Below are 15,055 nucleotides of genomic sequence, written 5' to 3'. Positions count from 1 at the left end.
GTGGCTCGCGTGACCGCCGAGGCGTCCGAGCTGCTGGAGATCCTCTGGGGCCGCGCCTCGACGGCCCCGGTCTCTGCCTCCCAGTTGCGGGTGCTGTTCATCCTGGAACACGACGAGGGCATCAACCTGCGGACCCTGGCCGACGCCCTCGGCTCCACGCCTCCCTCGACCAGCAGGCTCTGCGACCGGCTGCAGGCCGTGGGGTTCGTCGAACGGGCGCCGAGCGCCACCAGTCGCCGTGAGCTGCGGCTTTTCCTGAGCCCCCAGGGCCGCACCTTCCTCGCCGAGCTGCGCACTCGGCGGGAGGAGGTATTGGAAGCGGTCCTCGCACAGATGCCGGCCGCCGGGCGGGCGGCGCTCGTGGAGGGGTTGTCGGCCTTCTGCGCGGCGGCGTCGGCGCAGCTTCACGAGCCCGGCACCATGGAGGCCCGCTCGGCCTAGGGCGCGGACACCGCCTGGTGGCTAGTGACGAGTGCCTAGTGCCGGGGAGCCGTCCCTTCGCCGATCTGGACCAGCGCGGCCTCCGCGTCCTTCACCGACGGTATGGCGAGGCTGACGCCCGTGAGATCCAGAACGCGCTGGACGGCCGGGGCCGGGGACACGAGGCGCAGGCCCCCTCCCGCACGTCCGGCGGCGTCGTGCGCCTTGAGCAGGGCGTTGATGCCCGAGGAGTCCATGAACGGGACCGCGGACATGTCGAGCAGCAGGTGCCGCCGGCCGCCGCGAATCTGGTCGGCCAGTCGGTTGTGCAGTTCGGGTGCTGTCTCGACGTCCAGTTCCCCGGCGACGGTGACCAGCGCGATGCCTTCGCCGTACGCGGTCGCGTCGATGGACACAGGAGCCTCTTCGGCCGGCACGGTTACCTCCACGTTGGAACTTCGACCCGTCGGGATCCACCCGGCGCTGGGGTACACCGGTGAGCAGGGCAACGGTTACCCCCCGAATCGAGGTGCACACCTTGGGTTTCGCCGCCGGAGGCGGATCGAGGGGCACTCCCCGGGTTCCGCCGCGGCTGCCGGAGCCGAATCGGTGCCACCTTGGCTGCCGGGGCCGAATCGGTGCCACCGCGGGTTTCGCCGCCGGAGCCGGTGTCTTGACTCTCCCTTTCCCGAATTACCTCTGACACAGAGGTAATTCGGGAAAGGTGAAGTCGGAGTCGGAGAGTTTCCCCGAGGCCCTGGCGGATGCCCTGGCCGGGCTGCAGCGGCTGATCAGACGGCGGCTGCGCCGCGGTACGGCCGGACCGAGCCTGCGCGGTGCCGAGGTCGACCTGCTGCGGCTCGTCGCCGACCGGCCGGGCATCGGTGTGTCGGAGGCGGCCAAAGAGCTCTACCTGGCGGGCAATTCGGTCTCGACACTGGTCAACAGGCTGGTCGCGGACGGCTATCTGATCCGCGAGACGGACCCGGCCGACCGGCGGGCCGCCCGGCTGCTGTCCACACCGGCGGCCGACGCCCGGCTGCGCGACTGGCGAGAGCGGCGCGCGGTGCTCGTACGCGCGCAGGTGGAGCGTCTCGACGCGGCCGATCGTGCCGCTCTGGAAGCCGCCCTTCCGGCCCTGCGCAAGCTGGCGGCGAACCTGCACGAGGAGGCCGAGGAGACATGAGACGGCACAGGAGCGGACGAGCGGAACCCGTTCAGCCGGTGAACCCGGAACCCCCTCGCGACGAGGAGGACCCGGTCGGCGACCCCATGGAAACGGCCCGAACACCGCACCCGGTCACTGCGGTCACTGCGGTCGGCGCCGAGGCCCCCGACGGATCGCCGGCGCCGGACGCCGTGTCCTGTACCGGACTCGTCTACGCCTTCGGCGAGATGACGGCCGTCGACGGTCTCGACCTCGCCGTCCGTGACGGTGAGGTGTTCGGACTGCTCGGGCCCAACGGTGCCGGCAAGACGACGGCGCTCCGGTGCATCACCACCCTGCTGCCGGTTCCGGCCGGGAAGGTCCGTGTCTTCGGGCACGACGCCACCCGTGAACGCATGCCCGTACGACGCCTGTTGGGCTACGTGCCGCAGCAACTGTCCGCCGACTCCGGACTCACCGGCCGGGAGAACGTCTCCCTGTTCGCCCGCGTCTTCGACGTGTCCCGGCGCGAACGGGCGGCCCGTGTCGCCCAGGCGCTCGACGCGGTCGGCCTCGCCGACGTGGCCGACCGGCTCGCCAAGACGTACTCCGGAGGCATGGTCCGCCGCCTCGAACTCGCCCAGGCACTGGTCAGCGCACCGCGCCTGCTGATCCTGGACGAGCCGACCATCGGGCTCGACCCGATCGCCCGTACCAGCGTGTGGGAGCACATCAACGCCGTACGGGCCGCCACCGGGATGACCGTCCTCGTGACGACCCACTACATGGACGAGGCCGACCAGTACTGCGACCGCGTCGCGCTGATGCACCGCGGACGTGTCCGTGCGCTCGGCACCCCGTGGCAGCTCAGGGCGGGCCTCGGCGAGCGCCGTGGGATCACCGGAGACGCCGAACCTCCCACGCTCGAAGACGTCTTCCGCGACGTCGCCGGCAGTGGACTCGACGACCGATCAGGAGACTTCAGCGATGCCCGAAGCACCCGCCGTACCGCTTCCCGCGTCGGCTGAGCGCGTCCGCCCCGGGAGCCTCGACCTGCTCGTGACCCCGCCGAGGGCCCGCACGGGCTGGCGCCTGCTGCCCGCCAGGGTCGCCGCGATGTGCGCGGTCGAGCTCCAGAAACTCCGCCACGACCGCACCGAGCTGTACACACGGGCGATCCAGCCGGCCCTCTGGCTGCTGATCTTCGGCGAGACGTTCACCCGGATCCACGCGATCCCGACCGGCGGAATCCCCTACCTCGACTATCTGGCGCCCGGCATCATCGCCCAGTCCGCGATGTTTATCGCCATCTTCTACGGCATCATGATCATCTGGGAGCGGGACGCCGGGATCCTCACCAAACTCCTCGTCACGCCCACGCCCCGCTCCGCCCTCATCACCGGCAAGGCGTTCGCCGCCGGGGTGAAGGCGCTGATCCAGGCCGTGGTGGTCGTCGTCATCGCCGCGCTGCTCGGGGTGGCGATGACCTGGAACCCCCTGCGGCTGTTCGGAGTGGCCGTGGCCGTCGTGCTCGGTTCGGCGTTCTTCTCCTGCCTGTCGATGACGATCGCGGGCATCGTGCTCACCCGGGACCGGTTGATGGGCATCGGGCATGTCATGGCAGTCCCGCTTCAAGTAGCTGCGGAATGGCTGACCAGCGGATATGGCGTAGGTGGCGCAGGGTTTTGCCGGCGTTGGGTCGTCTGCCTGCGCCGCAGCGTCTGCCTGCTCTGTGCTGAGCGGGAAGGGCGCAGTTGTCGTTACGGAGCCTTGGTGAGGATCATGACCGACAGGGTGACACCACTCGCTGCGACGCCGAGGTGCAGCGTGATCCATAAGGCGTAGAGGCGCACCTCAAAGATCTTCGGGAAGCGTAGACGCTGTTGTGCATGTAGTTCCGCCCAGCCGTCATTGATGAGTAGTGACGGCATTCGTTCCTCAATGCGGCGGCTGAAGAGGCGAGCCGCCCGGTGATGGAGCACGGAGCGCTCGTGATACTTGAGGCAGGCAAGTACTCCGTAGCCTCCTAGGCCAACCAGGGGAAGCGTCACGATCAGCATGATCATTTCTAGGCCGTGTTGCGCTGTGAACCCCAGGGCGGCGGACGCTACGGCGATGATCAGGTTGCTGAGTGTGGCTCGCTGGCCTTCAAGTTGCCGAGCCTGGTCAAGTTGCTCTCGATACATCTGAAGTAGTACGTCAACGTCGTCAGCCATCGAGCCCCCCGGCATGCGCAAGTTGTCTAGCCGTGGTTACCCACACGGCTCGCTGCCCACGCGGTTGGCGGACCAGCTTGGAGGTTGAGCTGTTGCGCAGGTGTGGCACGCCCAGTCGGGCGCCGGTCGACAGTGAATACCTTGTGAACCAGCATTGACCCAGACCATCGCGGTACCGCTTCCAAGTACTGGGGGAGTGGTCTGGAGTGATGTGGATCTGCTCTGGTACCGGATCGTCGGAACTGTGTGAGTCGTGCCTGGCGTCGTGGAAGCATGGTTGGTTCGCTGATGGTGTGTGAGGGGGCGTCGCATGGGTCGGACAGGGCGTTGGCTGCTGGTGTTCTTCGGGTCGTTGGTGGTGTTCGGGTTGTGTGTGCTGCTGGGTGATCTGTTGCTGCCGTGGGACCAATCGACGCGGATCGGGACAGGTGCGGGAGCCGGCGCCGTCATCGCGGGGGTGTTGGGAGCTTGGGCATCATCCGTGATCGGGTCTTCGGCTCCGCCGGTTGCCACGATGCCCGGAACGTCGACCGCATCGGGTGAGCGGGCGGTGGCCGCGCAGGACAATTCCGGGGTGATCATCACGGGGGACAACGGCACCGTTCAGCGATGACTCAGTCACCCACACCACCCGCCTCCGGAGGACGATCAGCTGCCGCGGGCAACAGTTCTGGCGTCATCTCTACCGGCGATCAGGTCCGGATCGAGCAGCGAAACGTCGTGCTCCCTCCCGGCGCCCTGCAGGCTGCGGTCCCTGACGACGCGGTGCCGCGGCTGAACAATCTGCCGGAACCGGACAGCCGAGTCTTCGAAGGCCGTGACAGCGCCCTTGCTGCTTTGCGGGAGTTGCCGTCGACGGGGACGGGGATCGTCACCCAGACGGTGCGGGGCATGGGCGGGGTCGGCAAGAGCACCCTGGTACTTCACCACGCTCACGCCTGTTTGACGGCCGGGCGTGGTCCGGTGTGGTGGATCAATGCCTCATCCACCGCGACCATCACCGCCAGCCTTGCGGCCCTCGCCACGGCCATCGACCCGGTGCACGCCGCGCTGCCACTGGACGAGGCCGCCGACTGGGCTGTTGCCTGGCTGCAAGGGCGCACGGGATGGCTGCTGGTCTTCGACAACGCGGAAGATCCAGCCGATCTTCACCCCTACCTCGGCCGACTCAGCACCGGTCAGACCCTGGTCACCACCCGCCGCGACCTGCCCTGGCGCGACCTCGGCACCCCACTCCGCCTCGACACACTCACCCCCGACGCCTCCCTGAAGGTGCTGCAGGAGATCACCGGACGTCATACCGACAGGGACGCTGCGGGGCTGGCCCGGCTGGCCGAGGAACTTGGATATCTGCCCCTGGCCCTGCAGCAGGCTGGCGCGTATCTCGCACAGACCCGCACCACCGCGGCCAGCTACCTCAGCGAGCTACGCGCCGATCCGGCCGGTGTCCTCGCAGCCACGCCGCCCGGCGATTCTCAGCAGCGCACCATCGCCCAGTTGTGGAGCGTCACCTTCAGTGCCGTACACGCTGAAGACCGGCACGCGGTCGAGTGGCTGACCGACCGCGTGGCCGCCTCCGGCCGGCCGCTCCACCCCGCCAACGGCGTGACCTCTCGGCGGTACGACCTCCCCGGCACACGAAGCTGCCCTGCCCTGCACCCGAGAGACGGTGCCGACGCCGGTGGCACGCCCGCGCGCCGGAGCCGGACCTGTCCGGCCTGGGGGACATCGACAGCTGGTGGTACTCCAACGGATACCCGGCCGACGACAAGAGGCGTCGGCTGCAGTGAGCCGGGTCAACCGTTCCTATCGCCAGCCGTCGAGGGAGACTTCCGGACCACCCGCGAGGTAGCGGCGGAGGGCACTGGCGGTGGTGTCCACGAACTCCGCGGGAATGGCGTCGGCATCGACCCAGCGGACCTGGGCGTGCTTGCGCGGTTCGCGGTTTTCGGGTTCGCCGGACCACTCGTGGGCGGTGAAGACGACGGTGAGGAAGCCGTTAGGGGCCTCCACGCCCCAGGCGCCGTGGATGATGTGGGCGACCTTGAGCGACTCCGGCTTCACGGTCAGGCCGGTCTCCTCGTGCAGCTCGCGTACGGCGGTGTCGGTGATGGGCTCGCCGGGCTCGCTTTTGCCGACCGGCAGGTCCCACATCCCCTGGGCGAACTTGGCGTTCTGGCTGCGCTGGAGGAGGACGACCCGGTTGGCGGCCTTGTCGTGGACGATGACGGCAGCGACCAGCAGCGTCATGGATGCGAGGGCGGGCGGCAAGGCTTTGGGCTGGTCGTCGGTCTGTGGCTGAGCCACGGCTGAGTCCCTTCGTCGGCCGGTTGGTGGGCAGCTTAAGCCAGTGCTTCGCGTGCGCGGCGGGCGATTTCGGCGGCTCCGGGCACTTTGCGGCGCTGGTAGACGGCCAGGGTGGAGCGGAGCGAGGTGATGGCCTTGCGGGTGCGGTTGGAGGTCATGCCCTCCATGAGGATCAGAGCCTGGGACCAGGCGGCGACGGCCTCGTCGGCGCGGGCCTGGGCGGCCAGACTGTCGCCGAGGTCGGCATACGTGAGGGCGTGGACGCGCTTGTACTTCTCGGGGTCCCAGCGCACCAGGGCGTCACGGTGTTGCTGCTCGGTGCCGACGTGGTCGGCGAGGTCGGTCAGCGTGCGGGCGGTGTGGCTGGCGACGGTGCCGGCGGCAGGGCCGCTGACGCGGGAGTAGGTGGGCTGGGGGCCGTCGTCCCGCAGAAGGGCGTCTTCGGCGGCGAGAAGGGCGCGGGCTGCGGCGGGCTTCTCGCCGGTGGCGGCGTAGGCGCGGGCGTGGGTGATGTGGAGCAGGGCCTCGGTCTGGCCGTCGACGTGGCCGAGGCCGCAGGTGAGGGCTCCTTCGACGAGGTTGACGCAGTGGCGGGGCTGCTTGAGGCTGAGGGCCTGGTGGGCGAGGGCGCGCATCATCCAGGCGGAATGGCCGTGCGGGTCGGCTTCGCAGGCGAGCTGGTAGCCGACCTGGTAGTAGCGCTGGGCGGCGCCTTCCTGGCCGAGGTCGTGGTGCTTCCAGCCCGCCAGGTAGGCAAGCTCAGCCACGGCGCCGAAGGCTGCCCGGCGTAAGGCTTCGTTCGGGTAGCGGCCCCGGAGCATCGGGGCGGCGGTGTCGGCGAGGTAGGCGGTGACTGTGGTCAGGCCGTGTCCACCGCCGAGGCGCTCGGCGGCCGCGCTGAAGGCCGCGGTGATCTGGCGTACGACGTCCACGTCCTCTGCTCCGACCGCAGACGTGCCGGTGCGGGCGCGGAGCATGCGGGTGGTGGCCTCGTGGTCGTGGGCGAGCGGCATGGCGACGCCGGCCGTGGTGAAGGCGGCCACCGCGAGGAAGCGGCGCCGCTCGACGTCGGCGCGCCCCAGATCGGTGGCGGCCAGGACCGGATCACGCTCGTCCGAGCCCACCTCCTCGGCATCCGGTGTCCGAAGGCCGATCTCGGTCCGTGTGACGGTGCGGCCTGCTCGGCGGGACAGCGCCTCGGCGAGGTACCGGCTATTCCGGCCGGTGGGCTGACGTGTGCCGTTCACCCAGTGGGAGACAGCCGACTTATTGGTCTGGAGGGTCTCGCCATTCTCGGCGGCGATGCGCCGGATGTCCTTCGCCAGGACCTCGTAGGTGCAGCCGATGGCGTCGATGGCCTCGCGCAGGCGGGAGTTGGGCTCTCTCTGCGCTGCCACGATCGATCGCCTCCGCTCCGGTCCTGTAAACCGCGTATACCGCTTCGACCACCTCCCACCGTACCCACTGTGCGTGACAGCGTGTTCACTAATCATCAGCCGCCCGGCCACGGCCCGACACCATGACCAGGCTCCCCCTTCGGCCCGGGCGGCTCCCGAAGTTCCGTACACCCACACCGGGTTCGGGCATTCCTATGCCCTTGGGCCCGGCCGATCAGAGACGGAGAAACGGTGACCATCATCGACACCGCGGCCATCACGGTCGTACTGCCCGAGGCGTTCGACGAGCGCTGGAGCCGCCTGCCCGGTATCCAGGTCGACGGCCGGCGCATCACCATCGACCCGGCCGAGTACTTCTTCCGCTTCGAGTCCCACACCTGGCTCGTCGCCGACTGGGAGCTGGTCAAGGCCCGGCTCCTGGACGCGGAGGAAACCACCGAGAGCGCGGTCGAGCAGCTCGCGCTGGAGTTCGTCAAGAACCACGCCGAGTCCACCGCAGACGCCGCCCACGTCCTCACCACCGCCTACGAGGTGTACGCATACCTCTTCCGCGACGAGCACCTCGCCGGCCTCGGCCTGCCGCAGATCACCGCCGACCACCTGCAGATGCTGCGCGAGGCGGCCACGCTGATGGCGCTGAACAAGGTGGAACTGGACGGGCGCATCTCCAACGTCGGCCCGTGCTGGTTCTTCCCCGCCGCCACCTCCGTCGTCTTCGACCTGGACGACGAGACGGGCGGCATGCTCGACGAGGTCTACCACGGCGGCTGGTTCAACGAGCACCGCCGCACCGAGTCCATCAAGGCCCACGCCGCCCTCGGTGGACGGCTCGTGCACGGCTGCCAGTCCGTGCCGGACCAGTCCGGCGGCGTCGTGGCGCCCTACGGCGCTTCGATGGACACCTTCCGCGACGACCTCGCGGCCTTCAAGACCGGCTGGCTCGAGCAGGTCTACGCCCACCGCGTGACCCCCGCCGCGTAACACCAACACCCAGCACCGGCTCCGGGGCGGGCCCATTTCCCGCACCCGCCCCGGACGCCACCCACCGCACGGGAGCCCTTTATGGATACGACCCTCAACACCGACCTCTTGGACAACCTCCTGACCATCACCGACCGGTGCGCCGCGAAGCGCGAAGAGGTGCGCGTGTGGTCCATGTCCGGAGTCGAGCGCCTGACCTTCACCGACGGCACCACCGCCGTCTTCAAGTACGCCCAGAGGCCGTTCGAGAGCGAGGACCAGACACTCAGACTGGCGGACAACCGGGGTGTCCCGGTGCCCGCCGTACACGCCTCCGCGGTCGTGGACGGCTGGCTCGGGATGCTGCTGGAGGACCTCGGCGTTGCCGTACGCGAAGCCGACGACCTCGACGGTGCTGCTGCCGCCGTGGTTTTGCATCGCGCCCGCACGGCCGCCGCCCTGCCCATCGTCGACCGGGAGCGGCTGCGCAACCTACCGAGCCGGGCCCTGGAACACCTCAGCCGCCTCCGCAAGGCCGAACGGTGGGAGGATGCGGACGACGTCGAGGACGCGCTCGACCGGATCGCCCAGGCCGCCGAGGCACGCTCGGCCGGTGCGACGATGGCTCCATTCGGCTGGGTACATTCCGAGTTCCACCCCACCAGCCTCCACATCGGCCGGCACGGCTGGCGGCTGCTGGACTTCGCCCGCGCCTTCACCGGCCCCGGACTGCTCGACCTCGCCAGCTGGCACGGCACCCTCGACACCCCCGACCCCCTGCGCATGCGGGTCTTCCTGGACACCTACGTCACCGAGGGCGGCACCCCCGACGCCCTCTCCGAACGCGGGGGCCTGCCCGCCGAGAAGTGGGCACTGGGCTGGCACCGCATGTGGGCCGTCGAGTGGTTCATGGAGCAGTCCGTCCGCTGGATCAACGACCCAACCACCGACCCCGCCTACATCAACGCCGTCCGACGGCACCTCACCGACGTGCTTCACCTCCTGGAGGTCTAGGTGCTTGCCCAGGCTTCCCCCTGGTATGTCCACGCGCTCCAGCGCACCGCCGCCGCCCCCGCCGAGCCGCTGGCCGTACCCGCGCGGATGGAGTGGACCACACGGCCCGGCAGCGGACCCAACGCCGAGATCCTCGGCCCGGACCTGCGCCGCAAACGAGTGCTGGAACTCGGCGGCGGTCCCGTCCACAACGCCGCCCACCTCGCCACCCGCTACGGAGCCCAGGTCACCGCCGTCGACCTCGTCGGCCTCCAGATCCGCCGGGCCCGCTCCCACTACGGCCGACTGAACAACCTCACCTTCGTCGCTGGCCACGCCCTGCACTACCTGCAAACCTCCGACGAACGCTTCGACGCCGTCTGCTCCGTCTTCGGAGCCATCGGCCTCGTCACCCCCGAGCTCCTGCTCCCGGCCATCGCCCGACACCTCCCACGCGGACGCACCCTCGCCTTCTCCGTCCCGCACCCCCAGCGCGGCGGCCTGCACCCCACCACCGACGACCGGCCCCGCCGCGACTACGTCACCCTCCCCGACCACACCCGACTGCCCATCGCACGCTGGGACTTCGACGCCGACCGCTGGGAGAAGCACCTCGGCAACGCAGGCCTCTGGCTCAGCTCTGCCAAGGAGTTCCATGACGCCCGCCACGGCCTCTGGCCCACCACCCTGCTGATCACCGCGCGCAAAATCTGACCCTCATCCCGACTGCCTTGGGAGACACCGATGCGCCCGCCGCCCTACCTGCTCCTCGACATCGACGGCGTCCTCGTACCCTTTCCGGACGCCGAAGGCGACAGCCCTGCGACCCATACCCGCCACGACGTTGTGCCCATCGGCCGGAGCGCCGACGACCCGGTTACCGTCTGGCTCAACCCCGCCCACGGCCCCCTGCTGATGCAGGTGATCCGGACCGGCCTGCTCACGCCCGTCTGGTGCACCAGCTGGCGTCAGGACGCCACCACCCTCATCGGCCCGCTCCTCGGCCTGCCGCTCCTGCCGTACGTCGACCTCCCGCGTCCGCAGATCACCACCAGCCACCCCGACGGCTACCTCTGGAAACGCGACCACGCCGACGCATGGCTCGGCGACGCGCCCGCGATCTGGATCGACGACGACTTCACCGGCCTCGACCACGAATGGGCGGCGGAACGCACCGACCGCGGCCGGGTGACCGCCCTGGTGCAGCCTGATCCCCATGTTGGGCTGCTGGCTGAACACTTGGTCGAGGTCCTGGCCTGGGCGGCGCTGCTGCCCGCCATCCAGGGCGACGCCCCAGACGTTTCCCGGGCAGCCGAAGCCGCGTAGCGGAGACGAGCCGCGCATCGTCCACGGCGCCATCGCCGGCGGACGGGGATCATGCATTCCAGCGTGGCCCTGCGGCGCCGTAGGGCCACCCCATGGTGTCCGTACGGTTCAGTCGGCGGGAAGCCGAAGGCTACGAAGTGCGCCCCCACCAGCCGACGGTTCCCGGAACCCCCTTCTGGCTGTGGACATCGAGCCGTCCGGTAGGGCGTTGACCTGCTGTGGTGGGGGCTGTGGTCGGAGGTCGGGAGCCTGTGGTCGGGGGAGGTCGGAAAGCGATGTACCTGGTGAGGGACGTCGTGGTCGGTCCTGTGGTCGGGGTGCCCGTCTACACTGATCGGGACGTCCTCGGCCGCCACATTTGGAGGGTGTCTGAGCATCCGTAGCCGCGGCGGATCTGGTGCCGCTGTTGGCAAGCACCAGCTGGTCTCGGACCCGGCGTCGTGCGGTCGGGGGAGCGTCTGTGTGGGGGAGTCGTTCTCCGCGGTGCGCAGGTGACGTTGTGCCGTGAACAGGACCAGACACCGCACTGCGCAGCTCCCTCCCTGCTGCGCAGCCTCCCTGCGCAATGCGCAGCAGACATGTGTCGACTTGAACAAGAAATCGAATGTAGTCCAGCTGCAATCGGCCTGGAAACGCGCCTATGACGCCCTCACCGCGCCCACCTCCACCGTGGGGAACACGGTGCTGCGTCGTCGTCGTTGCTGATGTTGTCGACGTCGTTGTGGTGGCATCCGTTCTGGTCGGGTCCTGGTCGGGGGTTGGCTGTGCGGGCGGAGTTGCGCAGTTGGGTCCGCGCTGGCGTGGATGCGCAGCGGTGAACCGGCGCGGGCCTGCGCAGCTGACCGTGCGGGAGAAACAGATCCTGCGCATCATCGGCTTGTCCGTCGAGGGGCTGACCGTGGCGGAGCTCGGTGCTGTAGTGGGACTGCGCAGCAAGGGGTTGGTGGCCTACCGCCTGCGCAATCCGGAGGGGGCGGTGCGCTGTTCCGCGACGGATGGAACTGGCGCACCTGCTGGCGTCCCCCGCCGACGGCTACTCGCCGGTGATCGGGTCCTGCACCTGATGGCGCGCGCGGCGGCCACGGGAATCCGGCGGCGTCCGGAGCGCGGCCGCTCCAGTACGTGTGGGCGACGATCAGAGCCGCGCGTTCGCGCCCCCTCACTCGGAGCCGGGCGCTATCCGCCACGCCCTGGGGATCCCAGGCCGGGGGAGGAGGTGCGCGGCGACTTCCACCATGCGTTCTCGTGCGCCTCCCACGCATCCAGCGGTTCGGTCGACCACGACACCCGCTGGAAGAGCGTCCGCAGATCTGCGCGGACCTGACCGAGTTCGTCCTGAACGTCGATCAGAGCCGTACGAGGATGTCACGGCCCGACAGAACTGCCGTTCGAACCACATCTCGGGGCCTCGCGACAACATCTCTTGCACCTACTCTTGTCGCATCTCCTGCGAGATCTCTTGCGACTTCTCTTGCGCGAGGATCGCCCCGCATCGCGGAATCCGTGCAGGTCACCTTTCCGTGCGGGCGTGGTCGGGGCTCTGACATCCTCGTTGCGACCGCTTTTGCCCATGCCCTGGACGGAGTTGAGGAGAGGGAGGGCAGGAATGGGCGGCGCGGCCGCTGCCGGGGATCGGCGCACGCTCGCCGGTGTTGCGTGCCGGGCGGGCCGACGCGCCAGGGCCGCCGATGGTAGGGCGGCCCGGGGCCAGCCGACGGTGCGGATGGCGTGGGACACAAGCCGTATGAGTCTCGCGTACCTCGCGAGGGCGACGCTGGCCTTGCACCGGACAAGGGCCCGCCCGCTCCCCTGGGGGATGAAGGGGAGAGCTGGCGGGTGTCTGTTGCAACCCTGACCCTGCGGTTGCCGTGGGGCCCCATCTCACTGGGGCGGGGTGGCTGGATCAGTCGTCCGGCTGCAAGGCACGCGTGATCAGGAGGCGGGCCAGGATGTTCCGTGGCATGGCGTCCGGCTCGACGTGCAAGGGATGTTCGCTGTGTGCCCATACGATCCAGCCGGGGCTGCCGGACATGCTCAGCTCATATCCCACGGGGACTGCATCTTCCGGCTCGGTGATCAGCCTGTCGCAGCAGCAGACATACAGCACGAGGGTCACGAGCGATCGCCGCTGAAGTTCTCGTAGTGGTCGCATAACGCGTTCAGCGAGCGGGCCAGGCGACGTGCGCGTGCGATGCCGGCACCGAGTCCGGGGCGTGGGGCGATGTCCAGCTTTCTGCGCGCCTCGCCCACGCAGGCAAGCGCGCAGTAGCGTGGTACGTCGTCCTCGGGGAGTCGGGCGATGAACTGCTCGACTTCTGGAATGAGGAGCTGCATGTGGCCCCGCAGTTGCAGCGTGAGCGTTTCCAGCTCGTGTGCGCTTGGCGGGAGGGCATCCTCGGCGAGGAAGCGGCGCACGCCGGAACGCATCGTCGCGATGTCGGGCGGGCATCCGTCGGCCTCTTCGGCTGATGGCGGGCGGGCTGTAGTTTGCATGGGTCGGCGCTCCTTGTCAGCGTTGGCCACGCCCCGGGGCCGTCGTGAGCGGTCGCCGGGGTCTTCGTGGTCTCCGACCGTAGGAGCAGGATGAGGGAACCAGGGGCACAGAATGTGCCCCTGCGTCATGCGGCCAACAGGCCGATCTTCACGGCGAGTTCCGCGGCGCGCCGCCGACGGGCCGGGGCCTTGGAGTCCGCTTCCTCAAGGACGATCCGCTTCGCGTAGCCGTTGTACTTGATCGTCTCTGGAGCGGCCTCATGTGCCTTCTCCAAGGTGGCGAGTGCGACGTCTGGTTGTCCGTCGAGATGGAATCCGCGGGCTTCCTCGATGCGGTGCCGGGCTCTGCGCGGCCTTGAAGGGATCGTGTCGGCGTCGGCACGCGCGGCCTGTCGCACGGACTCGCCGCCCTGGCGCAGTTCCACCGCGACGGTGACCGCGTGAGCACCCATGATGGCGCGCGAGAACGATGTGACCGGGTGGTAGTAGTCCTGAGGGAGCCGCTGCGCCAAGCTGCGTGCCTGGTCCCAGTAGCGCCAAGCCGTGCCCGTGTCGGCCCTCTGTGCCGCGGTATAGCCCGCTTCGAAGGTGAGTGCCCCAGCGATCGCGAGTACATCGTCGGATGCATCCGGCAGCATGGGTTCCAGATAGGCCAACGTTTCAAGGTTCACTGCGTCGGCGGCCTCGAAGTGGGCCAAGCCTGCGTCGCGATGGGCTTGAGCGGCCAGCCACGCGGCCGTTCCGATGGCGTGGGCGTCTTCCGATTCCTGAGCGGCGATGAGCCCTCGCTCCGACACGCGCCACAACAACGCGGCGTCCGGCTGGTACGCCACGAAGAACTGACACAACGAGTAGGCCTCGGAGAGCACGGCCAGAGCTGCCCTGCGGTCCGGGGCCGTCTCGGCCTGCCGTACGGCGAGTTGCGCGTCACGGATCAGGTCCGGGAGCAACTCACCGATCACTTCGCGGTGGTTGGGTGCGGAGTGGCGGGCGCTCCAAGCCCTGACAAGCCGCGCCTGAAGGTGGGCTGCCGGCGGCGCCTCCCGCTGAGTGGTCAGTGGGAAGGCGTCGATTGCGGCTTTTACCTCGGCGAGCCGCGGATGACCGGGGCCGGCGAACAGGTCCACGCGCCCGGACTGATCCCCGACCAGTTCAGACAGGTCCCGCACGCGGAGAAGTTCGGCGATGAGGAGGATCGTCTCCAGCTTGGGCGTCTTCAGGCGTCCCGTCTCGATGCCCTTGACCCATGACGCGGTCTTGCCGGCCAGTCCGCCGAGTTGGTCACGAGTCATGCCCCTACGGGTGCGCAGGATTTGCAGGCGCTGGCCGAACACCAGTGAATCGGTGTACGGGTTCGGGCTGGCATCCTCAGACGACACGGCCTTGCCCCTCTCTGAACGGCTCGACATTGTCAGGGTATGGGCCGGGGCCGCTCTCGTGTGGGGGTTCCCGCCGTTCATCATCCTGGGCAGGTTGGCGGAGCTCACGGAATGGCCAGTGTTTCCGCTGACACGGACATCGAACCCGTGTTGATTGCCCTGTGATCTGTCGGATGCCCGGCCCGGCGGAGAAGGACTGGCCTGTCCACGGAGAAGTGAGCGACCTCAGTCCGCTGATGGGACGCCGCGAAGACGGCGGCCTCGGCTATCACCGTTTCCGCGTCGACCCTGCGGTGGCCTCACTTCGGTGATCGGATCCGAGTGTTCCGTGCAGCGGATCACACGGTGGTCATGAGTCACGCCTGTCGCTGTCCGGCTGGCGGCGCAGCTTCACTCCGACCCACGTAAGCAGGCTGG

The 15,055-nt window shown here is 69.1% G+C and carries 16 protein-coding genes and 1 pseudogene; 10 read left to right on the top strand and 7 right to left on the bottom strand.

Annotated elements, in window-relative coordinates; all coding sequences use genetic code 11:
• Window positions 1-9 precede the first annotated feature (9 nt).
• Entirely contained in the window at window positions 10-441 is a 432-nt protein-coding gene (locus ACWEBX_RS16345) for a MarR family winged helix-turn-helix transcriptional regulator (RefSeq protein ID WP_451885509.1), read from the top strand.
• Between the two features lie 35 nt (window positions 442-476).
• On the opposite strand, the gene ACWEBX_RS16340 is transcribed toward ACWEBX_RS16345, so the two are convergent.
• The gene (locus tag ACWEBX_RS16340; RefSeq protein ID WP_451885508.1) at window positions 477-857 is read right to left on the bottom strand and encodes an STAS domain-containing protein; all 381 of its coding nucleotides are present in this window, start codon (window positions 855-857) and stop codon (window positions 477-479) included.
• Between the two features lie 287 nt (window positions 858-1,144).
• Here ACWEBX_RS16340 and ACWEBX_RS16335 point away from each other — a divergent pair, with 287 nt between their 5' ends.
• The 3 genes from ACWEBX_RS16335 (at window position 1,145) to ACWEBX_RS16325 (ending at window position 3,412) form a co-directional block, all read left to right on the top strand.
• Window positions 1,145-1,606, top strand: a complete 462-nt coding sequence (locus ACWEBX_RS16335) for a MarR family winged helix-turn-helix transcriptional regulator (RefSeq protein ID WP_451885507.1) — start codon at window positions 1,145-1,147, stop codon at window positions 1,604-1,606.
• A gap of 209 nt (window positions 1,607-1,815) precedes the next feature.
• Window positions 1,816-2,595 carry an ABC transporter ATP-binding protein gene (locus ACWEBX_RS16330; protein ID WP_451885535.1) on the top strand — a complete coding sequence of 260 codons (780 nt, stop codon included), beginning with the start codon at window positions 1,816-1,818 and terminating at the stop codon, window positions 2,593-2,595.
• The gene (locus ACWEBX_RS16325) at window positions 2,555-3,412 is read left to right on the top strand and encodes an ABC transporter permease (RefSeq protein WP_451885506.1); all 858 of its coding nucleotides are present in this window, start codon (window positions 2,555-2,557) and stop codon (window positions 3,410-3,412) included. The genes ACWEBX_RS16330 and ACWEBX_RS16325 overlap by 41 nt, the downstream gene beginning before the upstream one ends.
• On the opposite strand, the gene ACWEBX_RS16320 is transcribed toward ACWEBX_RS16325, so the two are convergent.
• Window positions 3,328-3,783, bottom strand: coding sequence for a hypothetical protein (locus ACWEBX_RS16320; protein WP_451885505.1), 456 nt, complete (start codon window positions 3,781-3,783; stop codon window positions 3,328-3,330). The two genes, ACWEBX_RS16325 and ACWEBX_RS16320, sit on opposite strands and share 85 nt — an antisense overlap.
• A 310-nt stretch (window positions 3,784-4,093) precedes the next feature.
• Here ACWEBX_RS16320 and ACWEBX_RS16315 point away from each other — a divergent pair, with 310 nt between their 5' ends.
• A complete protein-coding gene (locus ACWEBX_RS16315; protein WP_451885504.1) occupies window positions 4,094-4,396 on the top strand; it encodes a hypothetical protein in 303 nt (100 codons plus the stop codon).
• Window positions 4,393-5,124, top strand: a pseudogene (locus ACWEBX_RS16310) (NB-ARC domain-containing protein); the annotation flags it as partial. The gene ACWEBX_RS16315 and the pseudogene ACWEBX_RS16310, both read left to right, overlap by 4 nt.
• Window positions 5,125-5,589: 465 nt before the next feature.
• Here ACWEBX_RS16310 and ACWEBX_RS16305 read toward each other — a convergent pair.
• Window positions 5,590-6,090, bottom strand: coding sequence for an NUDIX domain-containing protein (locus tag ACWEBX_RS16305; protein WP_451885503.1), 501 nt, complete (start codon window positions 6,088-6,090; stop codon window positions 5,590-5,592).
• Between the two features lie 35 nt (window positions 6,091-6,125).
• Window positions 6,126-7,487 carry a tetratricopeptide repeat protein gene (locus tag ACWEBX_RS16300; protein WP_451885502.1) on the bottom strand — a complete coding sequence of 454 codons (1,362 nt, stop codon included), beginning with the start codon at window positions 7,485-7,487 and terminating at the stop codon, window positions 6,126-6,128.
• A 231-nt stretch (window positions 7,488-7,718) separates the two neighbouring features.
• Between ACWEBX_RS16300 and ACWEBX_RS16295 the strand changes: the two genes are divergently transcribed.
• From ACWEBX_RS16295 to ACWEBX_RS16280, 4 genes are all read left to right on the top strand, one after another.
• Entirely contained in the window at window positions 7,719-8,468 is a 750-nt protein-coding gene (locus ACWEBX_RS16295; RefSeq protein ID WP_451885501.1) for a hypothetical protein, read from the top strand.
• A gap of 81 nt (window positions 8,469-8,549) precedes the next feature.
• Complete coding sequence (locus ACWEBX_RS16290) at window positions 8,550-9,461, top strand: phosphotransferase family protein (protein ID WP_451885500.1); 912 nt, start codon at window positions 8,550-8,552, stop codon at window positions 9,459-9,461.
• Window positions 9,462-10,154 (top strand): class I SAM-dependent methyltransferase, encoded by a 693-nt coding sequence (locus tag ACWEBX_RS16285; RefSeq protein ID WP_451885499.1) that lies wholly within the window; start codon window positions 9,462-9,464, stop codon window positions 10,152-10,154.
• 30 nt (window positions 10,155-10,184) lie between these two features.
• A complete protein-coding gene (locus ACWEBX_RS16280; protein ID WP_451885498.1) occupies window positions 10,185-10,766 on the top strand; it encodes an HAD domain-containing protein in 582 nt (193 codons plus the stop codon).
• Between the two features lie 1,903 nt (window positions 10,767-12,669).
• On the opposite strand, the gene ACWEBX_RS16275 is transcribed toward ACWEBX_RS16280, so the two are convergent.
• From ACWEBX_RS16275 to ACWEBX_RS16265, 3 genes are all read right to left on the bottom strand, one after another.
• Window positions 12,670-12,882: a hypothetical protein gene (locus ACWEBX_RS16275; protein ID WP_451885497.1), complete on the bottom strand. Its 213-nt coding sequence runs from the start codon at window positions 12,880-12,882 to the stop codon at window positions 12,670-12,672.
• Window positions 12,879-13,259 (bottom strand): DUF6415 family natural product biosynthesis protein, encoded by a 381-nt coding sequence (locus ACWEBX_RS16270; RefSeq protein ID WP_451885496.1) that lies wholly within the window; start codon window positions 13,257-13,259, stop codon window positions 12,879-12,881. The genes ACWEBX_RS16275 and ACWEBX_RS16270 overlap by 4 nt, the downstream gene beginning before the upstream one ends.
• A gap of 125 nt (window positions 13,260-13,384) precedes the next feature.
• Window positions 13,385-14,638, bottom strand: a complete 1,254-nt coding sequence (locus tag ACWEBX_RS16265) for a helix-turn-helix domain-containing protein (RefSeq protein WP_451885495.1) — start codon at window positions 14,636-14,638, stop codon at window positions 13,385-13,387.
• Window positions 14,639-15,055: the final 417 nt, after the last annotated feature.

The organism is Streptomyces sp. NPDC005070 (genome assembly GCF_053600395.1).
Note: the sequence above shows the minus strand (reverse complement) of the source record. Positions and strands in the feature narration are given on the sequence as shown.

Bases quoted from the DNA above. Each gene is read 5' to 3' on its own strand.
- ACWEBX_RS16330 (WP_451885535.1), top strand. From the start codon at position 1,816: ATGACGGCCGTCGACGGTCTCGACCTCGCCGTCCGTGACGGTGAGGTG.
- ACWEBX_RS16325 (WP_451885506.1), top strand. From the start codon at position 2,555: ATGCCCGAAGCACCCGCCGTACCGCTTCCCGCGTCGGCTGAGCGCGTC.
- ACWEBX_RS16320 (WP_451885505.1), bottom strand. From the start codon at position 3,783: ATGGCTGACGACGTTGACGTACTACTTCAGATGTATCGAGAGCAACTT.
- ACWEBX_RS16315 (WP_451885504.1), top strand. From the start codon at position 4,094: ATGGGTCGGACAGGGCGTTGGCTGCTGGTGTTCTTCGGGTCGTTGGTG.
- ACWEBX_RS16290 (WP_451885500.1), top strand. From the start codon at position 8,550: ATGGATACGACCCTCAACACCGACCTCTTGGACAACCTCCTGACCATC.
- ACWEBX_RS16280 (WP_451885498.1), top strand. From the start codon at position 10,185: ATGCGCCCGCCGCCCTACCTGCTCCTCGACATCGACGGCGTCCTCGTA.
- ACWEBX_RS16270 (WP_451885496.1), bottom strand. From the start codon at position 13,259: ATGCAAACTACAGCCCGCCCGCCATCAGCCGAAGAGGCCGACGGATGC.